14 protein-coding genes are annotated in these 18,780 nt (G+C 76.7%); 2 read left to right on the forward strand and 12 right to left on the reverse strand.

The window, feature by feature from the left end; translation table 11 throughout:
• Nucleotides 1-7: 7 nt before the first annotated feature.
• The 5 genes from K1Y72_RS15130 to K1Y72_RS15150 are packed head-to-tail and all read right to left on the reverse strand — an operon-like array spanning nucleotide 8 to nucleotide 6,606.
• A complete protein-coding gene (locus K1Y72_RS15130; RefSeq protein WP_220166932.1) occupies nucleotides 8-856 on the reverse strand; it encodes a TIGR03619 family F420-dependent LLM class oxidoreductase in 849 nt (282 codons plus the stop codon).
• Nucleotides 853-2,460 carry a hydantoinase B/oxoprolinase family protein gene (locus K1Y72_RS15135; protein WP_220166933.1) on the reverse strand — a complete coding sequence of 536 codons (1,608 nt, stop codon included), beginning with the start codon at nucleotides 2,458-2,460 and terminating at the stop codon, nucleotides 853-855. Before K1Y72_RS15135 ends, K1Y72_RS15130 begins: the two co-directional genes overlap by 4 nt.
• On the reverse strand, nucleotides 2,457-4,538 hold the full coding sequence (locus K1Y72_RS15140; RefSeq protein WP_220166934.1) for a hydantoinase/oxoprolinase family protein: 2,082 nt from the start codon (nucleotides 4,536-4,538) through the stop codon (nucleotides 2,457-2,459). Before K1Y72_RS15140 ends, K1Y72_RS15135 begins: the two co-directional genes overlap by 4 nt.
• Complete coding sequence (locus K1Y72_RS15145) at nucleotides 4,535-5,488, reverse strand: acyl-CoA dehydrogenase family protein (protein ID WP_220166935.1); 954 nt, start codon at nucleotides 5,486-5,488, stop codon at nucleotides 4,535-4,537. The genes K1Y72_RS15140 and K1Y72_RS15145 overlap by 4 nt, the downstream gene beginning before the upstream one ends.
• The gene (locus K1Y72_RS15150; protein ID WP_220166936.1) at nucleotides 5,485-6,606 is read right to left on the reverse strand and encodes an acyl-CoA dehydrogenase family protein; all 1,122 of its coding nucleotides are present in this window, start codon (nucleotides 6,604-6,606) and stop codon (nucleotides 5,485-5,487) included. The genes K1Y72_RS15145 and K1Y72_RS15150 overlap by 4 nt, the downstream gene beginning before the upstream one ends.
• A gap of 50 nt (nucleotides 6,607-6,656) precedes the next feature.
• On the opposite strand from K1Y72_RS15150, the gene K1Y72_RS15155 reads away from it, so the two are divergent.
• Complete coding sequence (locus tag K1Y72_RS15155; RefSeq protein WP_220166937.1) at nucleotides 6,657-7,445, forward strand: SDR family oxidoreductase; 789 nt, start codon at nucleotides 6,657-6,659, stop codon at nucleotides 7,443-7,445.
• Nucleotides 7,446-7,452: 7 nt separating this feature from the next.
• Here K1Y72_RS15155 and K1Y72_RS15160 read toward each other — a convergent pair whose 3' ends face one another.
• From K1Y72_RS15160 to K1Y72_RS15185, 6 genes are all read right to left on the reverse strand, one after another.
• Complete coding sequence (locus K1Y72_RS15160; protein WP_220166938.1) at nucleotides 7,453-8,151, reverse strand: PaaI family thioesterase; 699 nt, start codon at nucleotides 8,149-8,151, stop codon at nucleotides 7,453-7,455.
• Between the two features lie 47 nt (nucleotides 8,152-8,198).
• Nucleotides 8,199-9,104, reverse strand: coding sequence for a DUF6891 domain-containing protein (locus tag K1Y72_RS15165; RefSeq protein ID WP_220166939.1), 906 nt, complete (start codon nucleotides 9,102-9,104; stop codon nucleotides 8,199-8,201).
• 65 nt (nucleotides 9,105-9,169) lie between these two features.
• Nucleotides 9,170-11,269: an ATP-binding protein gene (locus K1Y72_RS37150; protein WP_220166940.1), complete on the reverse strand. Its 2,100-nt coding sequence runs from the start codon at nucleotides 11,267-11,269 to the stop codon at nucleotides 9,170-9,172.
• A gap of 110 nt (nucleotides 11,270-11,379) precedes the next feature.
• Nucleotides 11,380-12,120, reverse strand: coding sequence for an ABC transporter ATP-binding protein (locus K1Y72_RS15175; protein WP_220166941.1), 741 nt, complete (start codon nucleotides 12,118-12,120; stop codon nucleotides 11,380-11,382).
• Nucleotides 12,117-14,795 (reverse strand): ABC transporter permease subunit, encoded by a 2,679-nt coding sequence (locus K1Y72_RS15180; protein ID WP_220166942.1) that lies wholly within the window; start codon nucleotides 14,793-14,795, stop codon nucleotides 12,117-12,119. The genes K1Y72_RS15175 and K1Y72_RS15180 overlap by 4 nt, the downstream gene beginning before the upstream one ends.
• 4 nt (nucleotides 14,796-14,799) lie before the next feature.
• Nucleotides 14,800-16,050, reverse strand: coding sequence for an ABC transporter substrate-binding protein (locus K1Y72_RS15185; RefSeq protein WP_220166943.1), 1,251 nt, complete (start codon nucleotides 16,048-16,050; stop codon nucleotides 14,800-14,802).
• 219 nt (nucleotides 16,051-16,269) lie between these two features.
• On the opposite strand from K1Y72_RS15185, the gene K1Y72_RS15190 reads away from it, so the two are divergent.
• Nucleotides 16,270-17,367, forward strand: coding sequence for a zinc-binding dehydrogenase (locus K1Y72_RS15190; protein WP_220166985.1), 1,098 nt, complete (start codon nucleotides 16,270-16,272; stop codon nucleotides 17,365-17,367).
• Nucleotides 17,368-17,388: 21 nt separating this feature from the next.
• Here K1Y72_RS15190 and K1Y72_RS15195 read toward each other — a convergent pair whose 3' ends face one another.
• Nucleotides 17,389-18,747: a serine/threonine-protein kinase gene (locus K1Y72_RS15195; RefSeq protein ID WP_220166944.1), complete on the reverse strand. Its 1,359-nt coding sequence runs from the start codon at nucleotides 18,745-18,747 to the stop codon at nucleotides 17,389-17,391.
• Between the last annotated feature and the right edge of the window lie 33 nt (nucleotides 18,748-18,780).

Below are 18,780 nucleotides of genomic sequence, written 5' to 3' on the forward strand. Positions count from 1 at the left end.
CGCCCCCTCACGGCGGGGTGACGCCGTACTCCGCGGCGAAGTCGGCGAGCCGGTCGACGGCCTCCCGGGACCGCGTCCAGGGGCGGACGATGAGCCGGTCGACGCCGAGCGCCTCCCAGGCGGCGATCTCGTCCGGGCCGGACAGCTCGTAGGCGTGCACGGTGATCTCGAAGGGCTCGTCCGCGCGGCCGGCCTCCGCGCGCAGCGCGTGCAGCCGCTCGATCTGGGGGCGGGCGCCGTCGAGGGTCTGCGGCATGCTGATCCATCCGTCGCACAGCGTCGCGGCGCGGCGGAGGGCGGCCTTGGACTCGCCGCCCGCGAGGACGGGCAGCCGCGCCTGGACGGGCTTCGGCTCGAACGCGACCTCGGGGAAGGCGAAGTGCTCGCCGTCGTGGGCGACGGCGGGCTCGGTCCACAGGCGCCGCGCCACCGCGATGGCCTCGTCGAGGCGCTTGCCGCGGGTGGCGAAGTCGACGCCGGCGGCGATCCACTCCCCCTCGTACCAGCCGGCGCCGACGCCCACGATGGCGCGGCCGCCGGAGATCTGGTCGAGGGTCGCGAACGCGCGGGCGGCGACGAAGGGGTGCCGCAGCCCGAAGAGGTGGACGGCGGTGCCGAGGCGGACGTGCTCGGTGACGGCGGCGAGCGCGCAGAGGTAGGCGGGCGCGTCGAACAGCGGCGTCGCCGGCTTGATGCCGGGCCGGTCGGTGCCGGGGTAGGTGGCGGTGGACAGGTCGGTGGCGAACACCAGGTGCTCGGCGAGCCACACCGACTCGTAGCCGAGCCCGTCGGCGCGGACGGCGAGGTCGCGCCAGGCGCCGGGGTGGACGAGGCCGAGCGGCACTCCGAACTTCACGCGGTCCTCCCGTCGGCCGCGTCGCGGCGCGCCGCGGCGGGGTCGCGTCCGGCGGGGGCGCCGTAGCCGCCGCCCCCGGAGGTCTCCACCACCAGGGCCTCGCCGGCGGCGAGGGGCTGGCGGGTGGCCTTGGTGCCGAGCGGCTCGCGGGTCCCGTCGGCGCGCAGCCGGTAGTAGCCGCCGGCGCGTCCGGGCTCGCCGCCGGCGGCGCCGGGCGGCGGGCGGAGCAGCCGGTCGCCGCGGGTGTCGACGCGGGCGTCCTCCAGCATCCGGAGGACGGTGCGGGTGCCGAGGCCGCCGCGCGTGCGGCCGCGGCCGCCCGAGTCCGGAATGAGGGCGACCTCCTCGACGCGGACGGGCAGCCGCGCCTCGACCGGCTCGACCTGGGGGACGATGTTGCGGCCGCCGCCGAACAGGGCGCCGGTGGCGTCGGCGCCGTCGTGGTCCCGGCGGGCGCCGCTGCCGCCGAGGTCGAACGCCATGTGCAGCCAGGGCCGGTGCACGCCGCTGATGCTGAACGCCTGGAGGATGCCCGAGGCGGCGACGCCGCCGGCGCGGCGGAGCGCGGTGACGGCGGCGAGCACCGCCTCCTCGGCGGCGGCGACGGCGCCGAACCGGCCGCCGCCCGGGTAGGGGCGGGTGCAGTGCAGGAGGCTGCCGAGGGGGACCTTGACGTCGACGGGCGCGAAGCAGCCCTCGTTCATCGGCAGGGCGGGGTCGACGAAGCAGCGCACCGCGTACATGACGCCGCCGTGCGTCTGGGAGAACCCGGAGTTGACCGGCAGCGGCACCTGCTCGTCGGTGCCGTCGAAGTCGACGGTGAGGCCGCCCGCGCCGTCGCTGGTGACCTCGACGGCGATGCGGTGGCCGTCGTCGAGGACGTACGCGCCGCGGCCGGTGCCGGCGGGCAGCGCGGCGAGCCCCGCGCGCATGCGGGCCTCGGTGTGGGCGAGGTAGTCCTCGACGCCGCGGGCGAGGCCGGCCGGGGTGTGCGCCTCGATGATCTCGTCGAGGCGGCGGGCGGCGACGTTGGCGCCCGCGATGAGGGCGCGCAGGTCGCCGACGAGCTTGCCGGGGGTGCGGCTGTTGGCGGCGAGGACGGCGACCATGTCGTCCACCAGGCCGTCGGCGGTCGCGATGCGGACGGGCGGGAGCTGGAGGCCCTCCAGGTAGACGTCGGTGGCGTCGGAGGCCATGCCGCCCGCCGACAGGCCGGACAGGTCGGCGACGTGGATGAGGGTGCCGGTGAAGTAGGCGGGGGCGCCGTCCACGAACACCGGCCGGAACACCAGCAGGTCGTTGGCGTGGATGCCGCCCTGGTAGACGTCGTTGAGGACGAACACGTCGCCGGGCCGCATCGCGGCGGCGGGGTGGGCCTTCAGCAGGTGCGGCAGGGCGCTGCGCAGGCTGGCGCACTGGATGAGCGCGGTGGACAGCGAGTGCGCGACGAGGCGCCCGCGCGCGTCCAGGATCGCGGCGGCCGCGTCGGCGCCCTCGACGATGAACGCCGAGTACGCCGAGCGGACGACGACGATGCTGGCCTCCTCGGCGGCCACGCAGAGCGCGTTGCGCAGGATCTCGGCGGTCAGCCGGTCGTCGGTCATGCCTCTCCTCCGGCGTCGGGCTCGACCAGCAGGGCGCCCTCGGCGGTGACGGTGCCGCGCCAGCCGGGCGGGACGAGCAGCGAGCACTGCGGCTCGGTGACGACGCACGGCCCGGCGAACTCCCCGGCGCACGCGGCGCGGTCGTGGACGGGCACCTCGCGGAACGCGCCGTCCAGCCAGACGCGGCGGGCGCCGCCCGTCCCGGCGGGGGCGCCGGGCGGGGCGGGCGGGGCGTGCTCCCCGGCGGGCAGCACGACGCGGACGCGGGCGGTGGTGAGCTCGGCGGGGTCGCGCAGGTCGATGCCGTAGGACTCGTGGTAGCGCTTGTAGAACTCCTCGGCGGCGCGCTGCACGGTGCCGGGGGTGATCGGGCCGGGCGGCAGGTCGACGGTGAAGGCGTGCGCCTGCCCGACGAAGCGGACGCCGACCGAGCGCGTCACCTCGGCGTCGCCGGTGGCCGACAGGTCGGCGCGGGCGGCGTCCTCCAGCGCGTCGAACGCGTCCGCGAGGTCGCGGAGGCCGCCCGCGCTCGCCGAGCAGGAGGTGAGCTCGTTGACGGGGGCGAGGAAGGTGCGGGCCCGCTCGATGGCGAGGTCGGCGTGCAGCAGCCCGACGGCGGAGCCGACGCCGGCCTGCGGCGGGATCAGCACGCGGGCGATGCCGAACCCGGCGGCGAGGCGGACGGCGTGCGTCGGGGCGGCGCCGCCGAGCGCGACGAGGGTGAAGCCGCGCGGGTCGATGCCGCGCCGGACCGTCACCACGTGCACGGCCGCGCCCATCTGGGCGTTGGCGATGTCGTGGATCGCGGCGGCGGCCTCGACGACGTCCACCCCGAGCGGCCCGGCGACGTGCTCGGCGATCGCGGCGCGGGCGCGGCCGGCGTCCAGCGCGAACTCGCCGAACCCGGCGAGGTAGCCGAGGACGAGGTCGGCGTCGGTGACGGTCGGCAGCGTCCCGCCGCGCCCGTAGCAGGCGGGGCCGGGGTCGGCGCCCGCCGAGCGCGGCCCGACGCGCAGCGTCCCGGCGTCCGCCCAGGCGATGGACCCGCCGCCCGACCCGACCTCGGCGAGGTCGATCGCGGGGACCTTGATGGGGACGCCGGTGCCGGGGCGGCGGCCGCCGAAGCTGCCCTTGCCGCCGACCTGGAACTCGTGGGTGATGCCGGGGCGGCCGCCGCGCACGAGCCCGGCCTTGGCGGTGGTGCCGCCCATGTCGAAGGAGATGAGGTCGGCGAGACCGTGCCGGGCGCCCTGCCGGGCCGCCGCGATCACCCCGGCGGCCGGGCCGGACTCGATGGTGTAGACGGCGCGGGACGCGGCGAGCGCGGCGGGCAGCACGCCGCCCGCCGACTCCATGACGTGCACCGGCGCGTCGACGCCGAGCGCGGCGAGGCGGGCGCCGAGGCGCTCCAGGTAGGACGCCATGACGGGCCCGACGTAGGCCGACATGAGGGTGGTGGTGGCCCGCTCGTACTCGCCGATCTCAGGCCAGACGGCGGCGGAGGTGACGACGGGGACGCCGGCCGGCAGCCGGGCCGCGATGATCTCGGCGAGGCGCTCCTCGTGCGTCGCGTTGCGGTAGGAGTGCAGCAGGCAGATCGCGACGGCGGCGACGCCGTCGGCGGCGATGCGGCGCGCCACCGCGTCGGCGGCGTCCTCGTCCAGCGGCCGCAGCACCGCGCCGTCCGCGCCGATGCGCTCGGGCACGGCGTAGGTGAGGGCGAGCGGCACGGGCGGGTCGGGCTGGACGTAGGCGAGGTCGTAGCGGTCCTCCTCCACCCGGGCCTGGCGGCCGAGCGCGAGCATCGACCGGAACCCCTCGGTGGTGACGAACGCGACCGGGACGCCGGTGCGCTCCAGGATGACGTTGGTGGCGAGGGTCGTCGCGTGCACGAACCGGGTGACGTCGGCGGGCGCGGCGCCCGCATCCCCGATGACCTGCGCGACGCCGCGCAGCAGGCCCTCGGTCGGGTCGGCGGGGGTGGTGAGGGTCTTGGCGACGCGGACGGTGCCGTCGCCGCCGAGCAGGACGACGTCGGTGAAGGTGCCGCCGACGTCGCTGGCGATGGTGACGCTCACGGCAGCCGCTCCGCGGCCGGGCCGTCGCCGAGCAGCGCGTCGCGGAGGCGGGCGCGGTGCAGGCCGTCGTCGCCCCAGGCCGGGCGGAGCGCCCACACCCGGTTCAGCCAGAGCTGGAGGTCCAGCTCGTCGGTGTAGCCGATCGCGCCGTGCACCTGGAGGGCGGTGCGGGCGGCGCCGTGCGCGGCGCGGGACGCGGCGTCCTTGGCGGCCGACACGTCGCGGGGCGCGCTCGGCGCGTCGTGCGCGAGGGCGTAGGCGGCGCGGTGCACGAGCGGCGCGGCGAACTCCAACGCGATCGCGACGTCGGCGAGCTGATGCTTGACCGCCTGGAAGGAGCCGATGACGGCGCCGAACTGGCGGCGCTGGCCGGCGTAGGAGACGGCCTCGGCGCGGAGGCGGCGGCCGAGGCCGAGCAGCTGGGCGGCGGTGGCGAGCGCGGCGCGGTCGAACGCGGGGCCGGCCGGGAGCTCGTCGCGGGGCGCGGAGAACAGCGGGCGGGCCGCGTCGGCGGAGGTGTGGCGGGTCAGGTCGGTCTCGCCGGAGGGCGCGACGCGGTCGCCGACGACGTGCAGGTCGGCGATGTCGGCGTCGGGCAGCAGCGGGCTCGCGACCGACACCACGAGCGTGCCCGCGGCGATCTCGGCGAGGCGGGCGTCCGGGACGAGCAGTGGCGCCGCCACGGCCGTCTCGACGAGCGGGCCGGGGACGGCGAACCAGCCGGTCTCCTCGAAGGCCAGGACGGTGTCGAGCGGGGTGAGGCCGAGCCCGCCGTGCTCCTCGGGGACGTGCGCGCCGAGCAGCCCGACATCGGCGAGCGCCCGCCAGGCGGGGCCGGGCCGCTCTCCCCCGGCGGCCGCGCGGACCGTCTCGGGCGGGCAGCTCTTCTCCAGGACCTCGCGGACGGCCCCCGCGAGCATCCGCTGGTCGTCGGTGAACGAGAACTTCATCGTGGCAGCCCCAGGACGCGCTCGGCGATGATGTTGCGCTGGATCTCGTTGGTGCCGGCGTAGATGGGGCCGGCGAGGGCGAACAGGAACCCGTCCAGCCAGCGGCCCGCGAGCGGCGCGCGCGGGCCGAGCAGGTCGAGGGCCAGCTCGTGCATCCGCAGGTCCAGCTCGGACCAGAACACCTTCATGAGGCTGGACGCGGCGCCGAGCTCCTCGCCCTCGGCGAGGCGCGCGGCGGCGGCGAAGGTGTGCAGCCGGTACGCCTCGCTGTCGCTCCACGCCCGCACGGCCGCGTCGCGGAGGGTCTGGTCGGCGCTGGTGCGGGCGAGGTCCAGCAGCCGGTCGGCGGTCGCCATGAACCGGCCGGGGCTGCGCAGGGTGAGGCCGCGCTCGGAGCTGGTCGTCGCCATCGCGACCTTCCAGCCCTGCCCGATGCCGCCGAGGACGCCGTCCGGGCCCACCCGCACGTCGTCGAAGAAGATCTCGGCGAAGCCGTGCTCGCCGTCGAGCTGCGCGATCGGGCGGACCGTCACGCCGGGCGAGTCGAGCGGCAGCATGAAGTAGGTGAGGCCGCGGTGCCGCGACGACCCGGGGTCGGAGCGGAACAGGCCGAAGCACCAGTCGGCGTAGGCGGCCCGCGAGCTCCAGGTCTTCTGGCCGTTCAGCCGCCAGCCGTCGCCGTCGGGGGTCGCGGTCGCGCGGAGGGACGCCAGGTCGCTGCCGGCCTCCGGTTCCGACCACGCCTGCGCCCACACGTCGTCGGCGCGCACCATCCGGGGCAGGTGGCGGGCCTTCTGCTCGGGGGTGCCGTAGGCGAGCAGGGTCGGCGCCAGCAGAAAGATCCCGTTCTGGCCGACGCGGCCGGGCGCGCCGGCCGCCCAGTACTCCTCCTCGAAGATCAGCCAGTCGATGAGGCCGGCGCCGCGGCCGCCGTACTCGACCGGCCAGGACACGGCGGCGAGGCCCGCGTCCGCGAGCGCGCGCTCCCAGGCGCGGTGCCGGGCGAACCCGTCCGCGGTGTCCATCGACGGCAGCGGCCCGGCGGGCACGTGGGCGGCGAGCCAGTCCCGCACCTCGGCACGGAACGCCCGCTGCCGCGGGGTGAAGGTGAGCTCCACACGACCTCCGCGAGTAACCAAACTAGCGATCGCTTGGTACCGTAACGCGCATGCTGCTCTCCGACAAGGTCGCGGTGATCACCGGTGCCGGGCCCGGCCTCGGCCGCACGCTGGCGGTGCTGATGGCGCGCGAGGGCGCCGACGTCGCCGTCGCCGCCCGTTCCGCGGACGTCCTGGCGGGCATCGCCGCTCAGGTGCGGGCCGAGGGGCGCGAGGCGCTCGCCGTCCCGACCGACATCGCCGACCCCGCGCAGGCGCGGCGCCTCGCGTCCGCCGTCATCGACCGGTTCGGGCGGGTGGACGTCCTCGTCAACGCCGCCTTCCCCGGCACCCACCGCAAGAACGTCCTGGACATGGACGACGCCTACCTGGAGCAGTGGCGGAGCGCCGTGGAGACCGCCGCCTACGGGACGCTCCTCGCCTGCCGCCACCTCGCCCCGCACATGGTGGCGGCGGGCCGCGGCTCGATCGTCAACATCACCTCGATGTCCAGCCGCACCGGCTACGCGGGCCGCTCCGACTACGCCGCCGGCAAGGCCGCCGTGCACCTGCTGTCGCACTGCCTCGCCGACGAGCTCGGCCCGTCGGGCGTGCGCGTCAACTGCGTCGCGCCCGGCTGGATCGCCAGCGGCGTGCTCGACGACTGGATGCGCGCCCGCGCCGACGCCGAGGGCGTCCCGTACGAGGAGGTCCGGGCGCGCGACGTCGCCGCGATGGCGCTCCGCCGCATCGCCACCGAGGAGGACGTCGCGCGGGCCGTGCTGTTCCTCGCCTCCGACCTGGCCGCGGCGACCACCGGCGCGACGATCGACGTCAACGGCGGCCAGCGGTTCACCTGAGCGGCCGTCAGCCGCGCGGGGCGTCCCCGTCGGCGACGTCGCCGCTGGACCCGCCGTCGCCGTGCGCGCCGACCGGCATGATGAACATCGCGGTGGCCTCGACGGTCGTCCGCCCGTCCGGCCCGGCGATGACGGCGTCCGCCCAGGTCTTGCGGCCCTCGGCCCGCGACACCTTCGCCGTCGCGGTGAGCGGCACGCCCCACGGGGTGGGGCGGCGGTAGCGCAGCTCCAGGGTGGCGGTCATGCCCGGCGTGCCGTTCGCGGCGGCCGCCGCGCCGAGGAGCTGGTCGAGGACCATCGCCGAGACGCCGCCGTGCACGAAGCTCGGCGGGCCCTCGTAGACGCCGTTCAGGGTGAAGGCGGTCCGGACGCCGCCGTCGGGGGTGAACTCGATCTCGACGGGCGGCGCGACCGGGTTCAGCGCGCCGCTCACCGGGTTGGCGAGCTGGCGGACGAGGCCGTTCCCGCCGATCCGCGCGATCGGCGGCTCGGCGCGGCGGGCGGCGTTCAGCCGCGCGGCCAGCGCGGCCACCTCGGCGGCGACGGCGGCCGCCTCGGCCGGGTCGACGGCGGTGTGCACGACCGCCTCGGTCAGCTCCCGCACGCGGGCGGCGAGCCCGGCGAGCGCCGCCTCCGTCGCCGCGTCCATCGCCTCGCGCTCGCGCACCGCGAACACGCGCCGCATCACCGCGTCGGTCCCGCTCATCCAGCCTCCCGGCGTGAGTACCGAACTGGATTCTAGGGGGTGGGCGGTCAGGGGATCGGCTCGGCCTGCCAGAGCACGGTCTCCAGCGGGCCGCCGTCGCCGAGCGCGACCCGCCCCTCCTCGGCCAGCGCGCGCAGCACCTCGACCGCCTCGTCCAGCGTGACGTGACGGCCGTGGGAGCGGGCGGCGGGCTCGTCCAGCGTCTCCATCCAGAACCGGAGCGGGCCGCTCTCCCACATGCCCTGCACGACGGCGCCGCCGGGCCCCTCGCAGACGAGGAAGTTGCCGTCGACCGGGGGCAGCGCGTAGAGCAGGCCGCGGCAGGTCGCGAACGACATCGCCACCTCGCCGTCGAGGTCGGGACCGTTCCCGTTGAAGGTGCGGACGCTGAGCGGTCCCTCGCCCTCGGGGCACCGCTGCCGCCAGGTGAGCGGCACGAGGACGCGGCCGTCCGGGTCGCCGTCCCAGCGGGGGCGGAGGCCCCGGCCCTCCAGCGCGGCGACGGCGCGGCGGGCGACAGCGGCCGGATCGCCGCCGCCGAAGGCGCCGAACGCCAGGTGCAAGCCGCCGCCCTTGATGGCGCGATCGATGTCCTGGGAGTGGCAGTAGAGGTAGCCGTCGGCCCGCTCGCCCCGGGGCCGCTCGGCGGCGATCTCCGTGTCGGCGCAGACACCGCAGCAGGCGAAGTCGGCACGGGCGACGATGCCGGAGACGTCCAGGTCGCGCAGGGCGGCGAGCAGCCGCTCGGCGTCGAGCGGCCCCGTCCAGGCACGCTGCGCCTCCAGGTACCCGGCCCGCGCCGCCCCGATGAGCGCGCCCAGCGTCTCGGCGGGCACCCGCTCCAGGTCGAGCCGCTCGGCGGCGCCGCGGGCCAGCCGCCCGGGGTCCGCCTCGCCGCGGGCGAGCATGAAGGTGAGCACGTCGTCCAGGTCGCGCAGCTCGTCTTCGGTCACGCCGGGATTATGGCCGCCCCCTCCGACATTCCGGGGCCGCCTCGGGCCAGGACGCCCGGATGCGGTCACGGGCCGGCCAGGTCGTCGCAGGCGAACCGGACGATCTCGTCCACGGCGAGCACCCGCCCCCGGCGGTGGTGCTCGCCGTAGCGCTCCCGCCCGAGCGCCGCCAGGGCCTGCGCCTCCAGGCGGGTGTGCAGGTCCTCCAGCGCGGGGTCGCCGAGCCGCGGCACCGGGACCTTGTCGGGGTAGCGGGACGCGGCGCCGAGCAGCACGGCGCCCTCCTCGTAGCGCCGCCGCCGCGCGCAGACCCAGCCGAGCAGCTCCAGGGCGCTGGTGAGCCCGACGGGGTCCTCGACGCGGCGGAACATCGCGACGCAGGCGCGCAGCGTGCGGGCGCAGTCGTCGATCTCGTCCAGGAACCAGTGCGCGAGGGCCCGCACGTACAGCGCCCAGGCGCGTCCCCAGCACTCGCCGGCGACGCCCTCCAGCAGGCGGAGGGCGCGGTCGCACTCGGCGAGGGCGCGGCGCGGGGCGCCGTGGCGCGCCAGGTGGAACCCCGACAGGAAGTGCAGCAGGACGAGGTCGGCGCGCGGCCCGCCCTCCAGGGCGCGCCGGGCCTCGGCGAACGCCGCCGCGGCGCGGTCGCGGTCGCCCATGAACGTGGCGGCGGCGCCGAGGGTGCGCTGCGCGCGGCCGTAGCCGTGCCGGTCCCCGGCGCGGTCGGCGAGCTTCAGCGCCTCGGCGATCAGCGGCAGCGCCTCCGGGGAGTCGCCCTGGCAGGTGCGGACGTGGGCGGCCTGCCAGAGCGCCGCCGCCCGCTCGGGGACGGGCGCGGGCACCGCGGCGAGGACGCGGTCCAGCCAGAGGCGGGCCTCGGCGAACCGCGACCCGCAGGCCCAGACCGGCCAGAGCGCCACCGCGAGCCGCATCCCGGTGCGCGCCTCGCCCGCGGCGCCCAGGCAGAACTCCAGGGCGGCGCGCAGGTTGTCGCGCTCGGCCTCCAGCCGCCGCACCCAGCCGAGCCCGCCGCCGGTGAGCCAGGCCGCGCCCGCCCGCGCCGCCAGGTCGATCATGCAGTCGCGGTGCCGGACGCGGAGCGGCCGCGCGTCCTCGACGGCGTCCAGCCACGCCGCGCCGTACTCGCGGAGCGTGTCGAGCATGACGTAGCGGTCCGGGCCGGTGCGCTGCACGATCGACTTGTCGACCAGGCCGTGCAGCAGCGTGCCGACGCCGACCCGGCCGAGCCGGTCGTCGGCGCAGACGCGCTCGGCCATGGCGAGGTCGAACCCGCCGGCGAACACCGACAGCCGCGCCCAGAGGAGCCGCTCCAGCGGGGCGCACAGCTCGTGGCTCCACCCGACGGTGGTGCGCAGCGTCTGGTGGCGGGCGAGCTCGGACGGGCCGTTGTCGAGCATCCAGAACAGGATGTCGAGGTGGTTCAGCAGCCGCTCCAGCGGGATGCTGCGCAGCCGGACGGCGGCGAGCTCGATCGCGAGCGGGATGCCGTCGAGGCGGCGGCAGAGCAGCGCGACGGCGTCCCGGTTGGCGGCCGTCACCGCGAACCCCGGGACGACCTCGGCGGCGCGCTCGGCGAACAGCGCGACCGCCTCCCCGTCCCCGCCGTCCCCGCCGCGGTCGCCGTCGCGGCGGGCGGCGACCGGCAGCGGCCGGACGGGCAGCACCCGCTCGCCGTCCAGGTCGAGCGGCTGGCGGCTGGTGACGAGCACCCGCAGCGCCGGGCAGCGCCGCAGCAGGTCGCGCACGAGCGGCGCGCACGCGCCGACCAGGTGCTCGCAGGTGTCGAGGACGAGCAGGCAGCGGCCGGTGCCGAGCCGCGCCGGCACCCGCGCGGGCGAGGGCGCGCCGACGGCCTCGGCGATCGTCTCGGCGAGCAGCGCGCCGTCCCGGAGCGCCGACAGCTCGACCAGCCGGACGCCGCCGGAGAAGAGCCCGGCCCGCTCGTGCGCGGCGCGCAGCGCGAGCCGCGTCTTGCCGACGCCGCCCGGCCCGGTCAGCGTGACCAGGCGGGACCGCTCCAGGGCGCGGCCGAGCTCGGCCAGCTCCCGGGACCGGCCGACGAAGCTGCTCGCCTCGGCCGGGAGGCCGCTCTCGGACCGCCCGGACGGCTCCGGCCACGGACCGTCCCGCCATGCACCGTCCACAGCACCGCCTCCCAGCGTCGTGCACAGTATGAAACCGGTCCGTCACGGACGTCCGCCGTTTGCGCGGGAATCGGTATGTCCGGACCCGGCGGTGCCCCGGCGTCCGGATATCAGCCGAGGTAGGCGGCGCGGACGGCCGGGTCGTCGCGCACCGACGCCGGGTCGCCGTCGGCGATGACGCGGCCGAGGTCCAGCACCACGATCCGCTCGCAGGCGCCCATGACGAACCCGACGTCGTGCTCGACGAGCAGCACCGTCGCCTCCACCCCGGCGACGACCTCGGCGAACAGCGCGGCCTGCTCCTCGTCCAGGCCCGACGTCGGCTCGTCCAGCAGCAGCACGGCGGGGTCGTCGGCGATGGCGCGGGCGAGCTCCACCATGCGGCGCTGCCCGATGGGCAGGTCGGCGGCGTAGGCGTCGCGCAGGGCGGCGATGCCGCAGCGCTCCAGGACGGCGGCGGCGCGCTCGCGGCGCTCGCGCTCCAGGCGCCGGCGGCCGCGCCAGCCGACGAGGTCGGCGGCGAGGCCGCCCCCGCCGCCGCGCCACTCCGACGCCGCGAGCACGTTGTCGATCACGGTGAGGCGGCCGAACACCTGCGGCCGCTGGAAGGTGCGGCGGACGCCGAGGCGGGCGCGCCCCACCGCGCCGGTCCCGGCGAGGTCGCGGCCGGCCAGCCGGACGGTGCCCTCGCTCGGGCGGCGCAGCCCGGTGACGACGTCGAACAGGGTGGTCTTGCCCGCCCCGTTCGGGCCGATGACGCCGCAGGTCTGCCCCTGCGGCACGGTGACGGCGACGTCGCGGAGGGCGTGCACGCCGCCGAACCGGACCCCGACCCCGTCGATCTCGATCATGCTTCCTCCCGGCCGGCGAGGCCCAGGTAGGCCGAGGTGAGCCGGTCCTCGTCGACGGCGGCGCGGGCGCCCGCCCAGGTGACGCGGCCGAGGCTCATGAACGCCACGGTGTCGGCGAGCGCGAGGACCTCGCCGGCCTTCTCCTCCACCACCAGCAGCGCGACGCCGCGGTCGCGCAGCTCGCCGAACAGCTCGAAGACCTGCGCGACGACGAGCGGCGCGAGGCCGAGCGACGGCTCGTCGGCGATGAGCACCTTGGGCGGCCGGACGAGCGCGGGCGCGAGCGCGAGGATCTGCTGCTCGCCGCCCGACAGCGCCCCGGCCGCGACGGCGCGGCGCTCGCCGAGGCGCGGCAGCCGCCGGTAGACGTCCTCCCGGTCGGCGGCCGCGGGCAGCCAGAGCGTGAGGTTCTCCTCGACGGTGAGGGCGGGGAACACCCCGCGCCCCTCGGGTGCGAGGTAGAGGCCCTCGCGGGCGCGGCGGTGCGGGGGCAGCGCGGTGACGTCGGCGCCGTCCAGCAGGACGCGCCCGGCGGCCGGGGCGACCGCGCCGCCCGCGACGGCGCACGCGGTGGACTTGCCCGCGCCGTTGGCGCCGAGCAGCGCGACGACGCTGCCCGCCGGGACCTCCAGGTCCACGCCGCGCAGCACGGTCGCGTCGCCGTACCCGGCGACGACGCCCTCCAGCCGCAGCATCGCGGGGCCTTCGGACGGCGGCGCCGCCGCGGGCTCGGCGAGCCCGGCGACCTCGGCGAGGCGGTCGCGGCGCTTGCGGCGCCGGTAGCGCAGCTCGGCGAACTGGGCGAGGACGCCGTCGGGGTGGCGGGCCAGGACCACGCCGCCGAGGCCGAACAGGATGGTGCCGACGTAGGGCGAGTCGGTGACGGTGCCGAGCGCCTCGGGGAACAGCACCATGATCAGGCCGCCGAGGACGGCGCCGCCGACCCGCCGCACGCCCTGGAGCACGACGACGGCGAGCCAGACGAAGCCGGTGAGGGCGGGCAGGTCGGTCGAGGTGACCTGCCCGTTGAACGTCGCGTAGAGGACGCCGCCGAGCCCGGCGATCCCGGACGCCAGCGCGAACAGGGTGATCTTCGCGCGGGTGGCCGAGACGCCGATCGCCTGCGCGGCGGCGGGCGCGGACCGCACCGCGAGCACCGCGCGGCCCGACGCGGAGCGTTCCAGGTTGCGGATCAGCAGGCCGGTCAGCCCGATGATCACGAGGAGCAGCACGATCCGCAGCCGGGCGTCGCCGGTCGTGCCGACGCCGAGCGAGAACGCCGGGAGCCGCCAGCCGACCGTCCCGTTGCTGAACGCGTCGATCTGGAAGAGCACCTGGTCGGCGAGCAGCGCGAGGGCGAGCGTGGCGAGCGCGAGGACGCGGCCGCCGAGGCGGAGCGCGGGCAGCGCGACGACGACGCCCGCCGCGACCGCCGCGAGCACCCCGACCAGCACCGCGAGCGGGAACGGCAGGCCCTTGCCGAACGCGAGCCCGGCGGCGAGGGCGGCGAGCGCGGCGAAGCTCGCCTGGGCGAGGTTGACCATGCCGCCGACGCCGGTGACGACGACGAACGAGCAGAACACCAGGGCGAGCACGAGGCCCTGCGCGACGAGGCCCGCCCAGTAGTCGTCCGGCGCGCGGGTGAACGTCCAGACCAGCAGCGCGGCGACCGCAGCCGTCCACGGCAGGGCGCGCCGCCAGCGCGGCAGGTCGGCCAGGTAGTCGGGCGGCGGGACGTCCTCGGCGATGGTCCCGGCGGCGCGGCCGCGCCCGATGTTCAGCGCGAGCAGCCCGGCGAACAGCAGGATCGCCGGGACGGCGGTGCGGAACCCGGTGACCTTCTCGGCGAAGCCGGCGTACCCGGCGACGAGGTTCTGCACGACGCCGAGCGCGAGCCCGGCGGCGAACGTGACCGGGACCGAGCGGAGCCGCCCGAACACCGCCGCCGTCGCCGACGCGAACAGCAGCACGGTGAAGGCGTTGGAGTCCAGGCCGAGCGCGGGCACCGCGAGGACGCCCGCGAGCGCGGCGAGCACCGAGCTCAGCATCCACGCCTGCGCGGACGCGGCGCCCGCGTCCACCCCGCGCAGCCCGGCGAGGTCGCGGCCGTCCACGGTCGCGCGCATCCGCAGCCCGAGCGGGGTGTGCCGGAGGAGCGCCCAGAGCGCCACGGCCGCGACGACGGCGAGCGCGAACGTGGTGAGCTGGTCGGAGTCGAGGGTGACGCCGTCCAGCGGGTGCCAGGCGCGCACCGGGCGCGGGCCGAGGCCGCGCGCCGACGCGCCCTCGGTGACCTTCGGCAGGTCCAGGCCGAACGTGCCGGTCAGCACGTCCACCACCCAGAGGCCGAAGGCGGGCAGCGCGATCGTCAGCCCGATGGTGGCGACGATCTGCGCCGTCTCCCCCGCGGCCGCGAGGCCCCGGAACATCAGCCGGTGCAGCGCGTACCCGAGCAGCGGCGCGACCACCAGGACCGTGACGGCGCCGGCCGGCCAGGCGGGCAGCCCGGCGCCGCTGGTGAGCTCGAAGAACAGCAGGGCGGACAGGAACCCGAGGGCGCCGTGCGCGAAGTTGAACACGCCGGTCGCCGAGTACGACAGGGTGAGCCCGGCCGCCAGCAGCGCGAAGATCGCGCCGGTGACCAGGCCGCTCAGGACGTAGCCGAGGAGCTCCACGGCGCTACAGGGTGGTGTTGGGGAAGCACTTGAGGTGCTGGGCCACGACGAACTCGCCGCCGCTCAGCCGGACGAGCGCGCCGCACCCGTTGGACGCGGTCTTGCCCGCCGGGTAGGCGATCTGCCCGAAGCCCTTGTTCTGGTAGTCGAAGCCGTTCGCGGCCTTGAAGAAGGCGTCGCGGGTGACGTCCTCGCCGGTCTTCTCCAGGATCTTCAGGAACACGTCCGCCGACCAGTAGCCGATCGCGGCGTGCTGGTCGAGGACGGCGCTCGGGCCGCCCGCCTTCCGCAGGTCGGCCTTCATCTTCGCGACCTCGGGGACGTCCGATTCGTAGGGTTCGAACTGCGGCGCGGCGTAGACGCCGTCCAGGGCCCTGGCGGCCTGCGGGTCGGCGACCGCCTTCGGGTCGTAGGAGGTCGCGTCGGTGATGAGGCCCTTGAACCCGGCCTCCTTCAGCGCCGCGTAGAGGCCGCTGTTGAACTTGCCGCCCGCCATGACCGACACGAGCACGTCGGGCGCCTTCCCCCCGGCGCTCTTCATGATCTTGTTGACGTAGGGCGACCAGTCCTGCGGCGGGGCCTGCGCGGGCAGCGCCGCCGAGCTGCCGGCGAGGGTGAACCCGGCGGCGGTGAACGATTTGCCCATCGTCGCGACGCCGTACTTGGACGCGGTGGAGTCGGTCGCCTGGATCCACACCGTCTTGCCCTTGGCGCCGCCGATCTGGGCGGCGACCTGGTTGCCCCACCAGGTCTGGGTCTGCTGGCCGGGCTTCGGGGCGAGGCAGCCGTTGAAGCCGAACGCGCTGGTCTTGCCGCACCAGAACGGGCCGGTCGCCCAGCCGAACCAGGGCACCTTCTGCTGCTCCAGGAACTCCGCGCCGCCGAACTGCGGGGCGCTCACCGGCACGAGCGCGAACACCTTGTCCCGCTGCACGAGCTTCTTGGCGCCCGCCGCGCCCTTGTCGGGCAGCATCCCGTCGTCCTCGGTGCCCACGTAGTCGATCTTGCGGCCGTGGACGCCGCCCTCGGCGTTGGCGCGGTCGAACCGGGCCTTGGCGCCGAGCTCGGAGCCGCCGGTCGAGTAGCCGGTCGCGCTGGTCACCGTCAGCACCCCGCCGACCTTGATCGCGTCCTTGGTGACGCCCGCCGCGCCCGCCGCGGAGGAGGTGCCGTCGGTGGCGCAGGCGCCGAGCCCGGCGGCGAGCAGCCCCGCTGCGGCGCCGAAGGTGAGCACGCGGTGGGTCGTGGACGTCATGGTGCCTCCGGGGGTGGGATCGCAACCTAGCGCTCGTTTGGGGTGGAGCGTAGGAAGCCGCCGATTCCCTGTCAACGCCCTGATCTGGCACGCCGCCCCCTCGACCAAGCAAATGCTTGGTGCTAGCGTGAGGCCGGTCCGGGCGCCCCGGCCGGACGCGGACGGCCACGGCCCTGCCGGCACGGGCCTTCAGGAGGCGGAGACGTGACGAGCACGACGATGCGGGCGGCGCTGCTGCGGGAGTTCCACGCCCCGCTGCGGGTCGAGGAGGTGACCGTCGCCGCGCCCCAGGCCGGCGAGGTGCTGGTCAAGGTGGCCGCGTCCGGCGTCTGCGGCTCGGACCTGAAGTCGATCGCCGGGACCAGCCCCGTCGTCTCCCACCTGCCCTGCGTGCTCGGCCACGAGAGCGCCGGCGTCGTCGAGGCCGTCGGCCCCGGCGTCGCCTCGGTCAAGCCCGGCGACCACGTCATCATCGCGATGAACGGGCCGTGCGGGCGCTGCCGCAACTGCGCCCGCGGCCGCGCGCACCTCTGCAGCGGCCGGGCCCGGATGACCGCGATCATGGGGCTGATGGCCGACGGCTCCACCCGCCTGTCGATCGGCGGCGAGGTCGTCCGCCCCTACATCGGCATCGGCTCGTTCGCCGAGCGGGCCGTCGTCGGCGAGGCGATGTGCGTCAAGGTCGCCGAGGACGCCCCGCTCGACCTGCTCGCGCTCACCGCCTGCGGCGTCGTCACCGGCGTCGGCGCGGTGCTGAACACCGCGCGCGTCGAGCCCGGCTCCAGCGTCCTCGTCGTCGGCTGCGGCGGCGTCGGCCTGAACGTCGTGCAGGGCGCGGTGCTCGCCGGCGCCACCACGATCATCGCCGCCGACGTCGTCGACGCCAAGCTGAAGCTCGCCGAGGAGTTCGGCGCCACCCACACCGTCCTCGCCGACGACCTGCCGAAGCAGGTCGGCGGCATCGTCCGCGGCGGCGCCGACTACGCCTTCGACGTCACCGGCGTGCCCGCCGTCCTCGCCAAGGCGTTCGCCGCGACCCAGCCGGGCGGCACCACCGTCATGGTCGGCAGCCCCGCCGCCGGGAAGAACCTGGAGATCCCGCCCGCGCAGCTGTTCGGGTCGCGCCGCCTGATGGGCACCCAGGGCGGCGACGCCACCCCCGCCCGCGACCTGCCGATGCTCGTCGACCTGTACCGGCGCGGCCGCCTCAACCTGGCGGGCCTCGTCTCCGAGCGCGTCCCCCTGGACGAGATCAACGAGGCCGTCGAGCACGTCAAGTCCGGCGCCGTCGCCCGCTCGGTCATCGTCTTCGACTGACCCCGACCGGCCGCGCCCCCGTCAGGGCGTCCGGGCGAGCGAGCCGACGACCGCCCACGTGCGGCCCTTGCTCGCGGCGGTGTAGTTGAAGGTCAGCCCGCCGGGGCGCCGGGCCAGCGTGACCGTCCCGGCCGCCACGCAGCGGGCGGCGCCGCCGGTGATCTGCTCGCGCAGCGTCAGCACCTCGCCGGTCTGCCCGAGCAGCGTCTCGGTGCCGGAGCAGCGCTGGCCGGGGTAGCGGACGGTCCCGCGCGCGCTCCCCGCGGGCAGCTTCAGGATCACCGTCAGCACCTTGCCGTCGCTCTGCCGCACCCGCCCCGTCCAGGTCCCGGCGAAGCCCGGCGCGAACCCGGCCGGCGCCGGCCGGCCCGACGCGCTCGGCGAGGGCGCGGCGGGCGGATCGGAGGAGAACGCCGAGTGCAGCGCCGGCCCTGTGGCGAGCGCCGCAGCCAGGAAGACGCCGACGACGCCGAGCAGTAGCAGGCGCGTCCGCCGGACGGGTGCCCGCCGCGCGGACGCGGCGGTCGCGTCCTGGCCCGGCACCACCGTCGGCGTCTCCGGGGCGGGCGGCAGCGCCCGCCGTCCCAGCAGGGTCTCCAGCACCTGCGACGCCGTCGGGCGGTGCGCGGGGTCCTTGCCGAGGCAGCGCGCCACCAGGTCGCGGAGCGGACCTGCGAGGCCGCCGAGGTCGGGCTCGGCGTGCAGGATGCGCCCTGACACCGCGGCCAGGCTGTCGTTGCCGAACGGCGGCCGACCGCAGGAGGCGAACACCATCGTGCCCGCCCAGGCGAACACGTCCGAGGCCGGTCCCGCCCGCTCCCCCGAGAACTGCTCGGGCGCCATGTAGGCGGGCGTGCCGACGATGCCGCCCGCGGTCAGCGTGGCGCCGTCGAGCGCCCGCGCGATGCCGAAGTCGATGACGCGCGGCCCGTCCGGCCCGAGCAGCACGTTGTGCGGCTTCAGGTCGCGATGGACCACCCCGGCCCGGTGGATGGCGACGAGCGCGGTCGCGGTCCCGACGGCGAGGCGCTCCAGCGCGCCGCCCGCGAGCGGTCCCCGCTCGCGCACCACCTCCTGGAGCGGCGGGCCGTCCACGAGCTCGCTGACGATGTAGGGCCGGTCCCCCACCGCGTCGGCGTCCAGCACCGCCGCCGTGCAGAACTGCGACACCCGCTTGGCCGTGTCGAGCTCGCGCAGGAAGCGGGCGCGCGCGTCCCGGTCGTCGAAGCCGGCGCGCAGCAGCTTGACCGCGACCCGCGCGCCCGACGGCGCGGCCCCCGCGTAGACGACGCCCTGCCCGCCCGCCCCGAGACGCCCGAGCAGGGTGTACGGCCCGATGCGGGCCGGATCGTCGGGCCGTAGCGGCTCGCCTGACGGCATGGGCTCTCCGTCCCCGTCGCGGTAGGTTCGGGG

The organism is Actinomadura parmotrematis (assembly GCF_019458805.1).
GTDB classification, from domain to species: Bacteria; Actinomycetota; Actinomycetes; order Streptosporangiales; family Streptosporangiaceae; genus Spirillospora; species Spirillospora parmotrematis.

Coding starts and splice junctions, on each gene's coding strand:
- K1Y72_RS15135 (WP_220166933.1), bottom strand. CDS start 2,460: ATGACCGACGACCGGCTGACCGCCGAGATCCTGCGCAACGCGCTCTGC.
- K1Y72_RS15145 (WP_220166935.1), bottom strand. CDS start 5,488: ATGAAGTTCTCGTTCACCGACGACCAGCGGATGCTCGCGGGGGCCGTC.
- K1Y72_RS15155 (WP_220166937.1), top strand. CDS start 6,657: ATGCTGCTCTCCGACAAGGTCGCGGTGATCACCGGTGCCGGGCCCGGC.
- K1Y72_RS15160 (WP_220166938.1), bottom strand. CDS start 8,151: ATGAGCGGGACCGACGCGGTGATGCGGCGCGTGTTCGCGGTGCGCGAG.
- K1Y72_RS15175 (WP_220166941.1), bottom strand. CDS start 12,120: ATGATCGAGATCGACGGGGTCGGGGTCCGGTTCGGCGGCGTGCACGCC.
- K1Y72_RS15185 (WP_220166943.1), bottom strand. CDS start 16,050: ATGACGTCCACGACCCACCGCGTGCTCACCTTCGGCGCCGCAGCGGGG.
- K1Y72_RS15190 (WP_220166985.1), top strand. CDS start 16,270: ATGCGGGCGGCGCTGCTGCGGGAGTTCCACGCCCCGCTGCGGGTCGAG.
- K1Y72_RS15195 (WP_220166944.1), bottom strand. CDS start 18,747: ATGCCGTCAGGCGAGCCGCTACGGCCCGACGATCCGGCCCGCATCGGG.